26 protein-coding genes are annotated in these 13,255 nt (G+C 39.5%); 4 read left to right on the top strand and 22 right to left on the bottom strand.

Annotation, left to right across the window (positions count from 1 at the left end; translation table 11 throughout):
- Positions 1–50: 50 nt before the first annotated feature.
- The 19 genes from D8792_RS10285 to D8792_RS10200 all read right to left on the bottom strand — a co-directional run bounded on the left by D8792_RS10285 (position 51) and on the right by D8792_RS10200 (position 8,373).
- Positions 51–512, bottom strand: a complete 462-nt coding sequence (locus tag D8792_RS10285) for a DUF1492 domain-containing protein (RefSeq protein ID WP_125373945.1) — start codon at positions 510–512, stop codon at positions 51–53.
- Between the two features lie 80 nt (positions 513–592).
- On the bottom strand, positions 593–736 hold the full coding sequence (locus D8792_RS11760; protein ID WP_260470297.1) for a hypothetical protein: 144 nt from the start codon (positions 734–736) through the stop codon (positions 593–595).
- Between the two features lie 91 nt (positions 737–827).
- Positions 828–1,055, bottom strand: a complete 228-nt coding sequence (locus tag D8792_RS10275) for a hypothetical protein (protein WP_125373943.1) — start codon at positions 1,053–1,055, stop codon at positions 828–830.
- A gap of 12 nt (positions 1,056–1,067) precedes the next feature.
- Positions 1,068–1,499 (bottom strand): DUF7448 domain-containing protein, encoded by a 432-nt coding sequence (locus D8792_RS10270; RefSeq protein WP_125373942.1) that lies wholly within the window; start codon positions 1,497–1,499, stop codon positions 1,068–1,070.
- A gap of 1 nt (position 1,500) precedes the next feature.
- Positions 1,501–1,941 carry a YopX family phage-derived protein gene (locus D8792_RS10265; protein ID WP_125373941.1) on the bottom strand — a complete coding sequence of 147 codons (441 nt, stop codon included), beginning with the start codon at positions 1,939–1,941 and terminating at the stop codon, positions 1,501–1,503.
- Positions 1,938–2,252 carry a DUF1372 family protein gene (locus D8792_RS10260; RefSeq protein WP_125373940.1) on the bottom strand — a complete coding sequence of 105 codons (315 nt, stop codon included), beginning with the start codon at positions 2,250–2,252 and terminating at the stop codon, positions 1,938–1,940. Before D8792_RS10260 ends, D8792_RS10265 begins: the two co-directional genes overlap by 4 nt.
- A complete protein-coding gene (locus tag D8792_RS10255; RefSeq protein ID WP_125373939.1) occupies positions 2,243–2,668 on the bottom strand; it encodes a RusA family crossover junction endodeoxyribonuclease in 426 nt (141 codons plus the stop codon). Before D8792_RS10255 ends, D8792_RS10260 begins: the two co-directional genes overlap by 10 nt.
- Positions 2,665–3,000, bottom strand: coding sequence for a hypothetical protein (locus D8792_RS10250; protein WP_125373938.1), 336 nt, complete (start codon positions 2,998–3,000; stop codon positions 2,665–2,667). Before D8792_RS10250 ends, D8792_RS10255 begins: the two co-directional genes overlap by 4 nt.
- Positions 3,001–3,011: 11 nt before the next feature.
- A complete protein-coding gene (locus D8792_RS10245) occupies positions 3,012–3,803 on the bottom strand; it encodes a DNA adenine methylase (protein WP_125373937.1) in 792 nt (263 codons plus the stop codon).
- A gap of 250 nt (positions 3,804–4,053) precedes the next feature.
- Complete coding sequence (locus D8792_RS10240) at positions 4,054–4,287, bottom strand: hypothetical protein (RefSeq protein ID WP_125373936.1); 234 nt, start codon at positions 4,285–4,287, stop codon at positions 4,054–4,056.
- The gene (locus tag D8792_RS10235) at positions 4,287–5,120 is read right to left on the bottom strand and encodes an LCABL_13060 family 5'-3'-exonuclease (RefSeq protein ID WP_125373935.1); all 834 of its coding nucleotides are present in this window, start codon (positions 5,118–5,120) and stop codon (positions 4,287–4,289) included. The genes D8792_RS10240 and D8792_RS10235 overlap by 1 nt, the downstream gene beginning before the upstream one ends.
- Before the next feature lie 122 nt (positions 5,121–5,242).
- Entirely contained in the window at positions 5,243–6,196 is a 954-nt protein-coding gene (recT, locus tag D8792_RS10230) for a phage-derived integrase/recombinase RecT (protein ID WP_125373934.1), read from the bottom strand.
- A 10-nt stretch (positions 6,197–6,206) separates the two neighbouring features.
- Positions 6,207–6,440, bottom strand: coding sequence for a hypothetical protein (locus tag D8792_RS10225; protein ID WP_125373933.1), 234 nt, complete (start codon positions 6,438–6,440; stop codon positions 6,207–6,209).
- Complete coding sequence (locus tag D8792_RS10220) at positions 6,437–6,616, bottom strand: hypothetical protein (RefSeq protein ID WP_125373932.1); 180 nt, start codon at positions 6,614–6,616, stop codon at positions 6,437–6,439. Before D8792_RS10220 ends, D8792_RS10225 begins: the two co-directional genes overlap by 4 nt.
- Positions 6,617–6,854: 238 nt before the next feature.
- A complete protein-coding gene (locus D8792_RS10215) occupies positions 6,855–7,130 on the bottom strand; it encodes a hypothetical protein (RefSeq protein WP_125373931.1) in 276 nt (91 codons plus the stop codon).
- 1 nt (position 7,131) lies between these two features.
- The gene (locus D8792_RS10210; protein ID WP_125373930.1) at positions 7,132–7,350 is read right to left on the bottom strand and encodes a hypothetical protein; all 219 of its coding nucleotides are present in this window, start codon (positions 7,348–7,350) and stop codon (positions 7,132–7,134) included.
- 3 nt (positions 7,351–7,353) lie between these two features.
- Positions 7,354–7,500 carry a BOW99_gp33 family protein gene (locus D8792_RS11480; protein WP_185758446.1) on the bottom strand — a complete coding sequence of 49 codons (147 nt, stop codon included), beginning with the start codon at positions 7,498–7,500 and terminating at the stop codon, positions 7,354–7,356.
- A 67-nt stretch (positions 7,501–7,567) separates the two neighbouring features.
- Positions 7,568–7,858: a hypothetical protein gene (locus tag D8792_RS10205; protein ID WP_260470295.1), complete on the bottom strand. Its 291-nt coding sequence runs from the start codon at positions 7,856–7,858 to the stop codon at positions 7,568–7,570.
- 209 nt (positions 7,859–8,067) lie between these two features.
- Positions 8,068–8,373, bottom strand: a complete 306-nt coding sequence (locus tag D8792_RS10200; RefSeq protein ID WP_125373967.1) for a helix-turn-helix domain-containing protein — start codon at positions 8,371–8,373, stop codon at positions 8,068–8,070.
- A gap of 139 nt (positions 8,374–8,512) precedes the next feature.
- Between D8792_RS10200 and D8792_RS10195 the strand changes: the two genes are divergently transcribed.
- Positions 8,513–8,938: a hypothetical protein gene (locus D8792_RS10195; protein ID WP_125373929.1), complete on the top strand. Its 426-nt coding sequence runs from the start codon at positions 8,513–8,515 to the stop codon at positions 8,936–8,938.
- Here D8792_RS10195 and D8792_RS11475 read toward each other — a convergent pair.
- Genes D8792_RS11475 through D8792_RS10185 form a run of 3 tightly spaced genes read right to left on the bottom strand, consistent with a single transcriptional unit; the run spans position 8,933 to position 10,086 of the window.
- Positions 8,933–9,094 (bottom strand): hypothetical protein, encoded by a 162-nt coding sequence (locus D8792_RS11475; protein WP_185758445.1) that lies wholly within the window; start codon positions 9,092–9,094, stop codon positions 8,933–8,935. The two genes, D8792_RS10195 and D8792_RS11475, sit on opposite strands and share 6 nt — an antisense overlap.
- 12 nt (positions 9,095–9,106) lie before the next feature.
- Complete coding sequence (locus D8792_RS10190) at positions 9,107–9,832, bottom strand: phage antirepressor KilAC domain-containing protein (protein WP_125373928.1); 726 nt, start codon at positions 9,830–9,832, stop codon at positions 9,107–9,109.
- 50 nt (positions 9,833–9,882) lie between these two features.
- Positions 9,883–10,086: a helix-turn-helix domain-containing protein gene (locus D8792_RS10185; protein WP_125373927.1), complete on the bottom strand. Its 204-nt coding sequence runs from the start codon at positions 10,084–10,086 to the stop codon at positions 9,883–9,885.
- 204 nt (positions 10,087–10,290) lie between these two features.
- Between D8792_RS10185 and D8792_RS10180 the strand changes: the two genes are divergently transcribed.
- From D8792_RS10180 to D8792_RS10170, 3 genes are all read left to right on the top strand, one after another.
- On the top strand, positions 10,291–11,043 hold the full coding sequence (locus D8792_RS10180) for a helix-turn-helix domain-containing protein (protein ID WP_125373926.1): 753 nt from the start codon (positions 10,291–10,293) through the stop codon (positions 11,041–11,043).
- A gap of 18 nt (positions 11,044–11,061) precedes the next feature.
- Complete coding sequence (locus D8792_RS10175) at positions 11,062–11,598, top strand: hypothetical protein (protein WP_125373925.1); 537 nt, start codon at positions 11,062–11,064, stop codon at positions 11,596–11,598.
- Between the two features lie 137 nt (positions 11,599–11,735).
- Positions 11,736–13,178 carry a recombinase family protein gene (locus tag D8792_RS10170; protein ID WP_125373924.1) on the top strand — a complete coding sequence of 481 codons (1,443 nt, stop codon included), beginning with the start codon at positions 11,736–11,738 and terminating at the stop codon, positions 13,176–13,178.
- Positions 13,179–13,255 lie beyond the last annotated feature (77 nt).

Genomic DNA, 13,255 nt, shown 5'->3' with positions numbered 1-13,255 from the left:
AGGGCAGACACTTCATAGGTGCCTTACCCTTAATTCTTGATACTACCATTCTAACAGATTTTAGACTTCATGCCTGTACAATCACTATCATTTACTATCAATTCTGTAAGAATAACATCAAGCTCATTCACTGCCTGCTTTTTCAAGCGGTAATAAGTAGGTGAGCTCATACCTCCCATACTGTCACAGATGTCATCGACATACATTTTGTTGATGTAGGTCATCCTCAAGATAGTTCTGTGCTTTGGATTTTTAAGCTTATTTATAAGCCTACCAAGTTCAAGTTTCCTATCAATAACTTCCTTGGTATCTTGCTCTATCGCCTCTTTCATCACGATAAGCTGAGCATAGACATCATCAACTTTTCTGGTCTGGCCGCCTTGAACTTTAACATCTGACCATTTGGGACTTGAGAGCAAGCCTGCCTCAAGCTCGTTGATTTCATCTATACGGCTTTGGATGTCCATGTCCAGATCCTGCAACTCTTTCAAGAGCTCTTTAGCCTTGTTCACTCTCTGTCTCCTTTTTATGGTATAATAGTCTTTGCGAGAAAACTATTAGCTGAGGCAGAGAGCCTTGGCTTTTTTGTTTTTCATCGGTTTAAAATCTTGACCACCTCATCGATTTCGAGAGGTACCCGCACATGCTTTTCCTCGTGCGAAAGGAATTTAGGAATTTTAAAATAGACGATCGTTTGATTTGGTGCCACTTGTTTCATTGTATCAATGTATTTCACCAAATCTCTATTGAATGCGATATTGCCTAACAGGATGAACCTTGGCAAAGCCTGTCTAATCAGCTTAGGTCTTCCAGAATATGGATATTTTCTAGGTCTCATTTTTTACCTCACAAAAGTCAATTTCACCAAGTTTTAACTGATACAATTTACCACCAAAGCGAACAACTACAACTGGATATGAAACCTGTCCAGCTCTATAACCACCAACCATTGGGCTATCTCCATGAGTATAAGAATATTGAAATACTCCAATAAAATCGGCTCTTTCCCAATTTTTACCTATTTTTGCCAAGCAAGGCTCTTGAGTTTCTGTCATAATAACTTCCTCCTACGCCTCTACTACTGGAAAGTGGATTTTTCCAATAACTAGTGACCCTACACTGTAGTAATAGCCACCATTGCCATCATCAGCCTCACATTCTGCTAAAGCTATTGGATTTTGATTGTGGTAAATAGTGACCGTATTCTCACAAGTGGTCCCGTCGCCATTGTCGAATTTTGTGGGTTCTCCGATTTTTACATCAGTAATGACTGCGTCTAGTGTGACATTCTTGAACTCTCCACCTGCTGAGGCACAGCAATCACTTTCAGACATTTCAATAGTGACCTTTGTGCCATCTTCAAGCAGTAGAAAGTCTTTATCCCATTTCACGATACGCTTGTAGAGTAACAATTCTTTAAGTTCTTCTAGTGAACCATAACGCTCATCTTTGGTGCCCCACATGGAGCACCAATCTGGGATTTCAATAGTTTTGGTCATCTTAATTACCTCTGTTCTTTAAATATTCTTGATTTTCATAGATGTTGCCCATAACTTCATTTTCTTCGATTTCAGACCACAGAGGCACTGCGTCATTTCCTGTGTCAATTACCCAAGTTCCTTCAAGCTTCTTGACAACTCCTATCAATTCCTTGTCATACTCATAGTAACCTCCTGTTTCATCAGCTCTACCAACAAATCTAGTGGTTTTCACAACATCCCCCTCAAAGATTTCTTTTCTTGGCTCTGAATTATCCAAAACATCTGTAAAGCGCATTATTTCGCATTTTTCCCAACTATATTCATCATGACAGGTATCACAATCTAAATGCTGACAGCCTCTAACTGTTACGGTCTTATCTCTGTAGTCTATATAGACAATATCTTCAGGCCAAAACATCTTAGACAGCTCTTTCGCAAATACTCTTATTTTTAACATCATTTTCCAACTCCTCTCAAATAATCAGGAATTTCATCCCCTACACTCAAACTCTCGTACTGCTCCTTGGTCACAAGAAACTTTCCGTACGCTCCAGCTGTAACCGTGTAGCGACCCTCTATGATTTCCTTGTCCGTGATTCTGCCGTGCATCTCAGCACCTGCATTGTCTGCCTTGTGAATGATAATAGGCCGAACCTCGCTTTTAGCTTGGTTGTACCCTGATTGGTACATCAGATAGCCATATCCAATCCAGGCAGCCATCGCAATTAGCAAGCTAGCGGCAAACTTTACACTGTCTTTAATTAGTTCCATTCCATAACCTCTATTTCCACCTCGATACGAGGGTTTAGACTGTAGAATTTGCCTACATCATGCAAAGCTATCTGACCATCGTCCTGAAAGACAATTCCGCTCATGCTGTCATATAGTGCTTTTTCGTAATTATCAATATCAGGCTTCTTTCCTACTGGAATAATCTCGTCCAGGAGTGCCTGCTGATTCCTTTTGACCTTAGAGATGTATTGGGGGGGCTTGATGTAAAATCTCACCCTCGCCCTCAGCGCTCCCTCAAGCATAGGCTGACCCCAGTACTGATTAGCAACCAAAAACTGGCATTGATTACGCCATACTTTCATGTCACTGTCCTCGTAAGTCGTGGTAAAATTTCCACGTCTCGCAAATCTTGGCCGTGATTGTGGCTTTGGTTCAATATTCAGGACAAGTTTCATAGCAAGACTCCGTGGAATCCCAATTCTTCAAATAGATTCTTTTTGTTTTCTTCAATAAATTTAAAGAGAGTCTGAACTTCTTTGGTATCTTTTGCAAATTCTCCGGCTGCATAGGCGCTATCCAAAATCATATCAACAGATTGCTTAGCTTCTAGCACCAGCTTGTATTCAGGCTCGAATAAGTCGCCGTTTTCGTCGAGTGATAGCTGTCTATCTTGTTTTACAAATTCTGCCACTGGACTCCACAACGAACTTCCGACAATTTCGATATTCTGTTCTGTTTTGCTTGTTACGATTGTAAAAGGCGTGTTAATTACCGCTGTTTTTTGCATTTGTTGCTCCTTCAAAATAATAATAATTGCTTCTTTGGTTGATAGTTCATCCAAAAAATTTCTGTTCTAGGTAAGCCATGCTCTGCAGTAGCCGCAAACTCAACTCTTTCCCAGTTTCTCAGTTGCTTGTTATAAAGTTCACTGTCATAACCGCTTAAGAGAATTCTTGCCCTAGATTGGTTCAGGATATCCAGCAATTCCTCGTGATCATGGTCTTCCATTTCCACCGTGTATTGCTTTCTGGTTCTTGTGCTGAGGAGGTAAGGCGGGTCTACATACATGCAGACATCTTCCCGACTGTATTTATCTATCAATTCAATCGCTGGCCGACATTCGATTTGAACTTGTTTTAATCGTAGAGTCATTTCTTGGATAATTTTAGGTAAATCATTCCAGTGCCTAACCGCATAAGCCTTTTCTCGACCATTAACATCATTTTTCCAACCAGATTTTTCCGTAGGACGAAAGCCGTGGCTCATAACAGAGCGTATGACAAAATTTAGAGCTTTATCAATCTCATTCTCTGGTCGAACTTCCCAAGCTTTGTCATAAATTTTTCGACTGTACGGAGTCAGAAAGATTTTTTCGGCCAGTGCTTCAGGTTCCTGTTGTATTACCTCAAAAAGATTGACGACATCATCATTCAGGTCGTTGACTGTCTCAATCGCGCTAGGCTGTTTGGTAAAAAGTACCGCACCACTACCAAAATAAGGTTCTAGGTAGGTTTTGTGCTCTGGCAATAATTCTACAATCCTATCAGCAAGATTCCATTTGCTGCCTGGATATCGTAAAAGAGATTTCATTTTTCAAAAAACGCGACTGCCTTTGTTTGAGTTTGGCTAAATACGGGCAGTCGCTCGTCCAAGGTCACATGACCGTTTTTGACGTTTCTAGTTCGCTTTTTTCGTGGTTCACGGCACGTTATTTTTTGAGTTGTTTCCAAAATGGAAATTGTTGGTTTTGGGCTATTTCTTATCTTTTCTAGCGTTGCTTTCGCCGATAAAATATCCTAGCAACAGCCAAACCAGCGCCATTCCGGCATCTTTAATAAAATCAATCATTTTCTTTCCTCGCTTTTTCAAATTTAATAATCACTTTCAATCCAGTCACTCGCTGGATTTCTTCGTCTGAAGCATCTTCTTTCAGCAGCTTCAGCGCGACGTCTTCCATACTGCGAAACGCCCCGATATATTCGTCAAAGCTTCTGCACGTTCCGCAGTAGTCTGGCTCTTCATAGTGATCCAGCGTATACCAGCCGCCTAAATGGTTCTCGTAGAGATAGATCATCAAACGCCTCCGATCAAGTCATTCAGACTTACTACCAAATCCAGTTTTTTCTGGCTACGGCAATAATCGCAATGTCCGCATTTCTGAGGTTTGACCTGGCCTTGGATGACTTGCCAGACGTGCACGATATTTTCTTTAATACCAGCAAAACCTTCTTCAAGCCACTCCTCATCAATTTTCAGGATTTCCTTGTCAGGAACCGCTTCTTTGCTGACCGCGACAATCAGAGGTCTAAAATCCTTATCTAACATCTGCTTCAGCAACTCGCGGTAAAGAGCTAGCTGTCCATGATAGCCAAAATTCAAAATGTTGTTGACGGCAGCTGGAACTCGCGTTTTTAACTCTGAGTTCCATTCCTCAGCGTAAATAGATTTCATGGTTTTTAGATCCACGAAATATCCGCGGCTAAGATTGATGCTATCAACCTTACCTTTCACCGGCACACCTTCGACAAAACCAGTCACGATCATTTCCTTTCGCACGTCGTCGTCAGAAAATCCGTCATAGAGCCGCTTAAATCCTTCATCGCTATCCAAAGCGTTGATAACCTCTTCTGCTAATTCAAAGTCTTTTAGCAGACCATAAGGCTTCCTGCTAGAAAATAACGCTGACTTGTTTTCCTCTTTGAATTTTTCGTGCGCTTCAAGACTTTCAAAGCGACTATGTACATAATTCCCGAAAATCAGAGGCTTTTTGTCTCGTTTATCCTCCCAGCGACCTTCATCTATCGCTAACGCTCTGGCTTCACAAGCTAAATACTGCTTCATGCGAGAGTTCGATAGCCAAGTTTTGTCTTCGTAATAATTTTCTTCGGTTAATTTTACAAGTTCCATCTATCTTCCCTTTCTAAAATCAATTCTATCCCCTCTAATTTCGTCTCTGCGCTATTTTATGGATTAGCTCGATAAAATATATACCGAATTTTCAAAATGGCGCAGAGAGCGTTTTAGAGGTGTTAAGAAAGGTCTTCTAAATTATCAAATAGATTTCCTTCGCTTGCTTTGATTTCTCCAGTTTCTGGATCAACAAAATCTGGAACGTTATCTGTAGCCGAATTTTGAACATCATCTTCAAGAGGCGTGACATCTTTAGCTTGTTCTGCTTCCTCTGGAGTGCCCAGCAAATCAGAGAGATTTTCTGGTTCTTGAGGTGTGATGTCCTTTGCTCTCTTCACTTCATTTACATTTGAATCCTCATTGTCGGCTAGAATAGCCTTTTGTAATTCGATTGAAAGCGGCGCATACTTGCTCAAAAGCTCTTTTATCAGCGTTTTTTGAGCCATGGCGTCAAATTCAGTTTTCCAAGGTGTCCCTGGTTTAAAATCACCAGTTGTCTTGTCGTAAGTTTTGGAATATTTTTGAGCATGTGCTATGACCTTTTCTTTTTTCCAGAAAATCATTTTTCGGAATCCATTGATCAATTCCAAGCTTGCAAAATATCCTTCAACCTCTCCGCTATCAACTTGTTCATCCGTTAGATGCAATGTGCCGTAAACTTTGTCGTATCGCAAGAATTCTTCTTTGTAGACAACATCGCAGTTTATATTCCTGATTTGCCCGCTCCGTTGAGCCAATTGAATGAAACCTTTATAGCCCATCTGGAATTGAGCTTCATTTATTTTCACCCAAGTATTTCCACGCTTCTCGCTTCGGTTATAGGGTACTACATACGCCATCCCGAGGCTTGGCTCAATCGGCAGCTTCAAAGTCGCTGCTTTCATAGCGGCATTCATGATACTTGTATTTGTGGCTTGGGCCAAATAACTATTGTTATTTATAATCGACAATAGACTTGCGACAAATTGTGATTCACTCCCGTCTAATACCGACTTAAATCTCTCTAACGCTGCCGGGCTTTTAAATGCCTGTTGTGGTGTTAGCGTGTCAAATTTAGCGATTTCATTAGTCATTTTCTTCTCCTTAAACCCTCATTGTCATTCTGCGTCTACTTTGTTGCTTCAGTTCGTCCAAACTGTTTCTATAATCATCAATAAGTCTTAGATTGCTGTCGATAAATTGCTCGACTACTCTGTTCAACAAGTCTTTTGATGTAGAGCCTTCGAGTTCAGCTAAAACTTCAATCAATTCTTTTTGTTTCGGCGATATTTCGACCCTGATATAACTTCGCCCTTTGTTTGAAGGTATATTCGTCATCTTCTTCTCCTTTTTGTCTGTTTCAAGTTCCAATTTTCACGCTTTAAGCGTCTGTTTTCGGTGGTTAGTGAGATAATCTTGTCCTGCTGCTTGTCGATGATCTGGCCGAACTCCTCGCCTAAATGAGCGTAAGCTCTGCGCCATTCGGCGATTTCTGCTTGTAATTCCTCAATCATACATCATCCCCCACATAGACCCAGCTACTCCCATTCCAGACCCAATTGTCCGGATCAGGGCGCTCAGGTTTTTCAATCGGTGGCTGCAGCGCGTCTATCCTGTCATAATTAAACATGAGCGTACACCTTCCCGAGCTCGAGGACTCGCTTCACATATCTAGCCTTGGATTCTAAACCTAGATCCAATAATTCATTTTTTTCTTCATGGTTGGCCAACAGCCACACCCGATTTTCAAGCTCAACTCTCGTCATCTTCTTTTACCTCTTCCTTCGTTTCTTCTACCTCTTTGACCATAGTCTTCTTCAAGCGAGCTGTCGCTTCGTCAACTGATTTACCTTTTAGGACATCATCTAAAAGATGGCTCGCGTCATGCATCGCCTGAGCTTTCGCTTTGGCTGTTTCGTTTTCTGGGAAAAGGCCTATTTCCTGGCCGAGTAAAAAGGCAAGGCTGAAATCGTGCATTTCTCTCTGCAGTTGTTTTACTTGGTTAAGTGTTTGTTGTGCTTTAAACATATTATTTCTCCTTTGCAGCCAACAACTCTTGATAGAGTTTTAGCAATTTTCCTTGACGTTGCCATTCGTCAAAAAGGTGTCTATACGCTTTTCGGGTTTCTATCAATTCGTCGTTTAGTTCAATTGCCAAAGAACGCCAGCGCTCGGCTTCATCCGGCAGAGTGAGAACCTCTGGTTCTTCCGTGAAAAAGTAATTTTTAATTCTGTCAATCAATCTCATTGATTAAATCCTTTCTGTATAGATGCCTTTTATGACATTGTAGTAAGTATGACCTGCTGGGATAACATAACCAGTCAAGTCTTCGATGACGGAGCCATCTGCCATTATATTGATAATGCGTGGTTCCCATTTCTTTTTATTGCTTTTCATGATATAATCCTTTTGTAAAGTATTTTTCGTTAGCGCCTGATTGCCGTCAGGTGCTTTTTGTCGCCTTCTAATCAGATTTTTCTGTCTCGTTTTGAGTTTTGGCAATAAAGTCTGAGTAGGCTCGGTCAAACGCTCCTAAAATTTGAAGATCCACGGCCACGTCGTCGACTTCAAGGATATCTGGTGTAAATGTGACGGTGGCTTTTGGTTTTTTGTCCGCTGACATTTCTAACTTAAAATCAGTAACGCCACGCCCTAATTCCCAGTCATTGATTTTCACTGAATATCCTGACGAATTAAGAGATTGCCCCTCGGTAGGTTCCTGCTTAGGTTTAATACTTAGTTTTAATTGTTTCATGCACACTCCTTTCAAATTCTGCAAAGTCCTTTATTAGAAATTTTAAATTTCTCTCTTTTATTTATTTAGAGGAGTAGGACTTGTTGTTAGTTAATATTTATTGTTATTTAATACTTGTTGTTAGTTAATATTTATTAGTGCCTTATTTTACTTATTTGTAAAATACAGATTTGTAAAATACAGATTTGTAAAAGTCGGAAATGTAAATATCAAACTGTGGATAACTTTTGTAAAGTATCCTCCAATCTCTGCAACATAATCTCAAATTGAAAATCGGTAATTTTGATATCTGAGAAGAATCTGAAAGTCTGAACTCCTCGGCCTCTACCAAGGCTTTTTTTGACAACTCGCATATAACCAGCATCCTCTAGTTTTTTTAGATGACGGTCTATCATGTCACGACTAACATTTAATCGTTTAGCTATTTCCTCTGGATAGACTAGCCAATTCTCTTTATTGCTGAGAATAACCATCAATATCCCAATTGTGGCAGGTTCAAGTTTTGGATCTCTCAGAAAATCATTTTTGACTGCTGTATAATCATCCGTTGCATTTCTGAAAGATTAGTTGAACATTCAAGTTTTTAAAATTTGTCATACGCTCTCCTTTCTAAATTTGGTATAATAAAAATAATAAAATGATTGGAGAAATCTTATGGAATATCAAGTTCTTATTCAACCTGCAATTAGTGTCATTCTTGCAATAATCTCAGGGTTATGGTCGTATGCCGCATCTAAGGCTAACAATAAAGCTGAGATTGAAAAACAAGCTAAAGAACATTCACATATTGTTGAAAAACTCGAAAGAGAATTTCATTATCAGATCGATACTCTCATACAACAACATGCCTTGGAGCTTGAAAAAGTCAAGCAAGCTCATGAATTACGGTTGCAAGAACTTGAGAAAGTGTCCCAACTCGATGCCGAAACCGACAAGGCTATGAAGATGAATGATCTTGCCTACAAGGTTTTAGCAGGCGAGGTTGATTTGGACAAAGCTTTAAAATTAGCTGATAAAGCTAACAGTCATAAACAAAACCTAAATAAAAAATTCATTCAAAAGACCTCTAGAAAATCATAAATTAAGTTTATTTCTAATTCTTTCAAGCTCATCATCTTGTATTTTTTTATACTCGTTGATGAGCTTTTTTCTGTATCTTTTGCTAGCGTAGTACGTAGCAAAGCCGATGATAGTATTGGCAATGATAGTAAAGCAAAACCATTCTAATTCGTTCATATTCGCCCCTTTCTAACCTGTTAAGCATCCCTGATTAAGGAATTTATTGATAAAATACTGTTGTCCTTTGCCTGTGACCTTTGGTGTCTTGTTAACAGTGATATGTCCATCTGCGTGTTGCACGTTTGTTTCCTTGATTTCAAAGAGTTTCAAGTCCATGCTACGTTGGGTTGGCATATTCCAATCTGATCCTTTACGTTTAATCAGGTAGCCATTTTCACGCATCCAAGAAAAGAGGCGATTGGCACCGATTTTGTAGCCGTTTTGGCTAATGAGCTTGGCAAGTTCACCGACCAAAATAGATGTGTGACTTGCACTTACTGCGTCTGCAAAGAGGACTTTGGGTTTGTCCGCTTCAATCTGCGTCTCCAGTTTATGAATCTTCTTATCAGCCATTAGCAAGGCTCTTGCCATGATTTTCTCAGGGCTATTAAAGTCTTTCTCTACTTGTATAAAGTATTGTCGGACTTGTTTGCCTCGCTCCGTTCGCTGGATCATAGCGATTTCTTTGGCCATGTCTAGCTTGATGACGTGGTCAGTCGTGTTTTGGCCTGTTGAAGAGGTGAGACATTTTTGGGTCACCTTTAAAAAGTCCTCGTTTTCATTAAAGCCGTATTCAGTCATGCGACTAAACCACTTCTTATATTCTGTTTTGACTTCCAGAACCTCATGTAGTTGTCTTCCTGACACTACTGGCTCATGGTTATCATTCAGAGTTACGTTGATGAGTTCATTCATGTTTGCTCCTTTCTCTTATATGATTTTAAATCATATAAGGTTTAAAATTTTTATGTCTCCTCCTTATTTATTCCAAGAATGTCATCAGTAGACACATTGAAAAACAAAGCTAGACTAATGAGATACTCACCTGAAATTTTTGTCTGATCTTTCTCCCAGTTGCTAATAGATGTCTGAGTAACACCTAGTTTTTTTGCTAATTCACGCTGTGACATCTTATTATGCTTAGCCCTTAATTCTGCAATGGTTACCATATATAAGTTGCTCCTTTCTAAAAGATGATTATATTTTATATGATTTTAAATCTTATGTCAAGTATTTTATATGATTTATTTTCTCTTTTTTTAAGAAAATAGAAAAATTTATATTTTATTTAAAACTTTTTTCTTATATAGTTGATTTATAATCATAGTTTTGATATAATTTACTTATCAAAAGATGAAAAAAGGAGGTATCCTATGAAACAATTAGGAGACCGAGTTAGGAAGCTGAGAGAAGGTCGTAATATGACTCAGACCGAACTTTCAGAAATGCTTGGAATGAAAACCTATACCACTGTTTCAAAGTGGGAAAAAAATGAAAATTTCCCAAAAGGCAAAGACTTAAAAAAACTAGCAGAGATTTTTGATGTTACATCAGACTACCTTTTGGGACTTACAGATAGTAAACTCAAGAAAATTACAACCCAAAGCGAAAAAACTGAAATTATTTCAATTTATGACCAACTAGAAGAGCCTAGACAAGAAAAAGTCCTTGACTTTGCCAAGGAACAACTTGGTGAGCAGGAAAATTCTAAGATTGTTTCTATATTCGAAAAGATAAGCAATGAAGATTATATCATTGACTACGTCGAGGGGTTGGTTGCTGCAGGCCATGGAACATTTCAGGAAGACAATTTGCACATGGAGGTCAAGCTCAGAGCTACTGACGTGCCAGACAAGTATGACACTATCGCTAAGGTAGCAGGTGACTCAATGGAGCCGTTGATAGAAGACAATGACCTGCTCTTTATCAAAGTTGCTAGTCAAGTCGACGTGAACGATATCGGTATTTTCCAAATTAACGGTAAAAACTTTGTCAAAAAATTAAAAAGAGACTACGACGGCTCCTGGTATTTGCAAAGTTTGAACAGTGGATATGAGGAAATTTACTTGACGGAAGACGACGACATCCGTACAATCGGAGAAGTCGTAGATATTTATAAAGTTTAAACAAAAGGAGAACGCATCATGAAAAAATTAAAATTGTTTGGAGGTGGCTTTTTAGCCCTTGCTGCTCTTGGTTTCGTGTTGCAGGCCTTAGGTCTTACACCAAAGACAGAAACCCCTGAGACTCCCACGGTGGCCGTTCAGAGTTCAACAACTGAGACAGAAGAAAAGACCTCAGAAAGCACAGAGACTACTGAGGCTAGTTCAGAAGGTGATAAAAAACTACCACGAGTTACAGCTGACCAAATGGCTAGCTTTATTGACTATCTAAAGCAAGACCTAACAGATAAAGGCGTGGACATTGCTACCTATACCTTTTACAATAAGGATACTATTCTTTATGTGACAGTTCCGAATGAGTATAAATATTATTCAAAAACCGACCTACAGGCATTTGCTGATGGATTGAAAGAGAAAGAGCATGAGGCTTTTAATGTTTGGGCTGCTATAAACGGTGTAGACTTTAATTCCTACCCTATGTTACACATTAAAACTGATGACGGTGACGCTCTAGCTTCTCAAAAGATGAACGGTGATATGAAAGTAAAAGTGAAATAAAACAAAAAAAGCCCCACGCTCTCAAACTTTGGCGAGTCTGAGCGTAGGGCTGGCTTACAAGAAAGGATTTTCATGGAGATAACCTCGCATGATCTCTTTTCTTGTACCTATTTTATCAGAAAAGGGGTACAAATACAATGATTACAACAAATAAAGTGGCTATTTATGTCAGGGTATCAACAACAAAGCAGGAAGAAGAGGGGTACTCTATCGACGAACAAAAAGCTAAGCTCTCTAGCTACTGCAACATAAAAGATTGGAGTGTCTACAAGATATATACTGATGGAGGATTTTCAGGATCTAACACAGAGCGTCCAGCGCTAGAAAGACTCATCAAAGACGCTAAAGAAAGAAAATTTGATACTGTCCTGGTCTACAAGCTAGACCGTTTGAGCCGTAGTCAAAAAGACACTCTCTACTTAATCGAGGATATTTTTATCAAAAATAGGATAGAATTTTTAAGCCTGCAAGAGAACTTTGACACTTCTACCCCTTTTGGTAAGGCTATGATTGGGCTTTTGAGCGTATTTGCTCAGCTTGAGAGGGAGCAAATCAAGGAACGCATGCAGCTAGGCAAACTTGGCCGCGCCAAGGCTGGCAAGTCTATGATGTGGGCTAGGACCTCTTATGGATACGACTACCAAAAAGAGACAGGAACAGTGACCATCAATGAGTTGGAAGCTGTCGCTATTAGAGATATTTTTGAATCCTACTTATCCGGAATGTCTATCACCAAGTTACGAGACAAACTTAATGATAAATACCCAAAAACTCCAGCGTGGCACTACAGAATTGTTAGAGGAATTCTGGCTAATCCCGTTTACTGCGGGTATAATCAATACAAAGGGCAAGTCTTCCCTGGCAATCATGAGCCTATTATCACCGAAGAAGCCTTCAATAGAACTCAAGAAGAACTTAAAATAAGACAACAGAGAGCTGCAGACAATTCTAATCCAAGGCCGTTTCGTGCTAAATATATGTTGTCTGGCATTGGACAATGTGGTTATTGCGGGGCGCCACTTAAAATCCTTATGCGTAGGACTAAAAATGATGGTACTAGGCGTATCGACTACGAGTGCCATCAAAGACACCCTAGGAAGGTGGCAGGCGTGACCGTCTACAACAACAATCAAAAGTGTGACTCCGGATTTTACAATAAGTCTGACATCGAGGAATATGTCTTGAAAGAAATCAGCAAACTACAGCATGATGACGAATATATCGAAGAGCTATTTGCTGAGCAGGAATTTTCCATAGATCGAGAGGCTTACCAAAAGCAAATTGATGCCTTGTCGAATAAAATCAGTAAACTGAATGATCTATACATAGATGACCGCATCACATTAGACGAATTACAGATAAAAGCTGCTGAATTTTCTAGCCAGCGAGCTGTGCTAGAGGAAGAGTTAGACAATGACCCTGCAATCAAACGGCAGAAAAGAAAAGAGGATATGAAGCAAGTCCTAAATACTGACGACATATTAACTATGGACTATGATCATCAAAAATTTATTGTTAGAACTTTGATTAACAAGGTCCAGGTTACAGCCGAGGACATTGTCATTAAGTGGAGAATTTAGAGAATTTTACTAACCATCATTCAAATCAAGGTGTCTTGTTATCTTACATATTGAAGAATTTTACTATCCATCATTTC

It is taken from the genome of Streptococcus cristatus (genome assembly GCF_003943505.1).
GTDB lineage: Bacteria > Bacillota > Bacilli > Lactobacillales > Streptococcaceae > Streptococcus > Streptococcus cristatus_E.
The sequence above is the reverse complement of the archived record's forward strand: the minus strand, read 5'-3'. Positions and strand labels throughout refer to the sequence as shown.

Coding starts and splice junctions, on each gene's coding strand:
- D8792_RS10275 (WP_125373943.1), bottom strand. CDS start 1,055: ATGACAGAAACTCAAGAGCCTTGCTTGGCAAAAATAGGTAAAAATTGG.
- D8792_RS10270 (WP_125373942.1), bottom strand. CDS start 1,499: ATGACCAAAACTATTGAAATCCCAGATTGGTGCTCCATGTGGGGCACC.
- D8792_RS10265 (WP_125373941.1), bottom strand. CDS start 1,941: ATGATGTTAAAAATAAGAGTATTTGCGAAAGAGCTGTCTAAGATGTTT.
- D8792_RS10260 (WP_125373940.1), bottom strand. CDS start 2,252: ATGGAACTAATTAAAGACAGTGTAAAGTTTGCCGCTAGCTTGCTAATT.
- D8792_RS10255 (WP_125373939.1), bottom strand. CDS start 2,668: ATGAAACTTGTCCTGAATATTGAACCAAAGCCACAATCACGGCCAAGA.
- D8792_RS10250 (WP_125373938.1), bottom strand. CDS start 3,000: ATGCAAAAAACAGCGGTAATTAACACGCCTTTTACAATCGTAACAAGC.
- D8792_RS10245 (WP_125373937.1), bottom strand. CDS start 3,803: ATGAAATCTCTTTTACGATATCCAGGCAGCAAATGGAATCTTGCTGAT.
- D8792_RS10240 (WP_125373936.1), bottom strand. CDS start 4,287: ATGATCTATCTCTACGAGAACCATTTAGGCGGCTGGTATACGCTGGAT.
- D8792_RS10235 (WP_125373935.1), bottom strand. CDS start 5,120: ATGGAACTTGTAAAATTAACCGAAGAAAATTATTACGAAGACAAAACT.
- recT (WP_125373934.1), bottom strand. CDS start 6,196: ATGACTAATGAAATCGCTAAATTTGACACGCTAACACCACAACAGGCA.
- D8792_RS10225 (WP_125373933.1), bottom strand. CDS start 6,440: ATGACGAATATACCTTCAAACAAAGGGCGAAGTTATATCAGGGTCGAA.
- D8792_RS10220 (WP_125373932.1), bottom strand. CDS start 6,616: ATGATTGAGGAATTACAAGCAGAAATCGCCGAATGGCGCAGAGCTTAC.
- D8792_RS10215 (WP_125373931.1), bottom strand. CDS start 7,130: ATGTTTAAAGCACAACAAACACTTAACCAAGTAAAACAACTGCAGAGA.
- D8792_RS10210 (WP_125373930.1), bottom strand. CDS start 7,350: ATGAGATTGATTGACAGAATTAAAAATTACTTTTTCACGGAAGAACCA.
- D8792_RS11480 (WP_185758446.1), bottom strand. CDS start 7,500: ATGAAAAGCAATAAAAAGAAATGGGAACCACGCATTATCAATATAATG.
- D8792_RS10205 (WP_260470295.1), bottom strand. CDS start 7,858: ATGAAACAATTAAAACTAAGTATTAAACCTAAGCAGGAACCTACCGAG.
- D8792_RS10195 (WP_125373929.1), top strand. CDS start 8,513: ATGGAATATCAAGTTCTTATTCAACCTGCAATTAGTGTCATTCTTGCA.
- D8792_RS11475 (WP_185758445.1), bottom strand. CDS start 9,094: ATGAACGAATTAGAATGGTTTTGCTTTACTATCATTGCCAATACTATC.
- D8792_RS10190 (WP_125373928.1), bottom strand. CDS start 9,832: ATGAATGAACTCATCAACGTAACTCTGAATGATAACCATGAGCCAGTA.
- D8792_RS10185 (WP_125373927.1), bottom strand. CDS start 10,086: ATGGTAACCATTGCAGAATTAAGGGCTAAGCATAATAAGATGTCACAG.
- D8792_RS10180 (WP_125373926.1), top strand. CDS start 10,291: ATGAAACAATTAGGAGACCGAGTTAGGAAGCTGAGAGAAGGTCGTAAT.
- D8792_RS10175 (WP_125373925.1), top strand. CDS start 11,062: ATGAAAAAATTAAAATTGTTTGGAGGTGGCTTTTTAGCCCTTGCTGCT.
- D8792_RS10170 (WP_125373924.1), top strand. CDS start 11,736: ATGATTACAACAAATAAAGTGGCTATTTATGTCAGGGTATCAACAACA.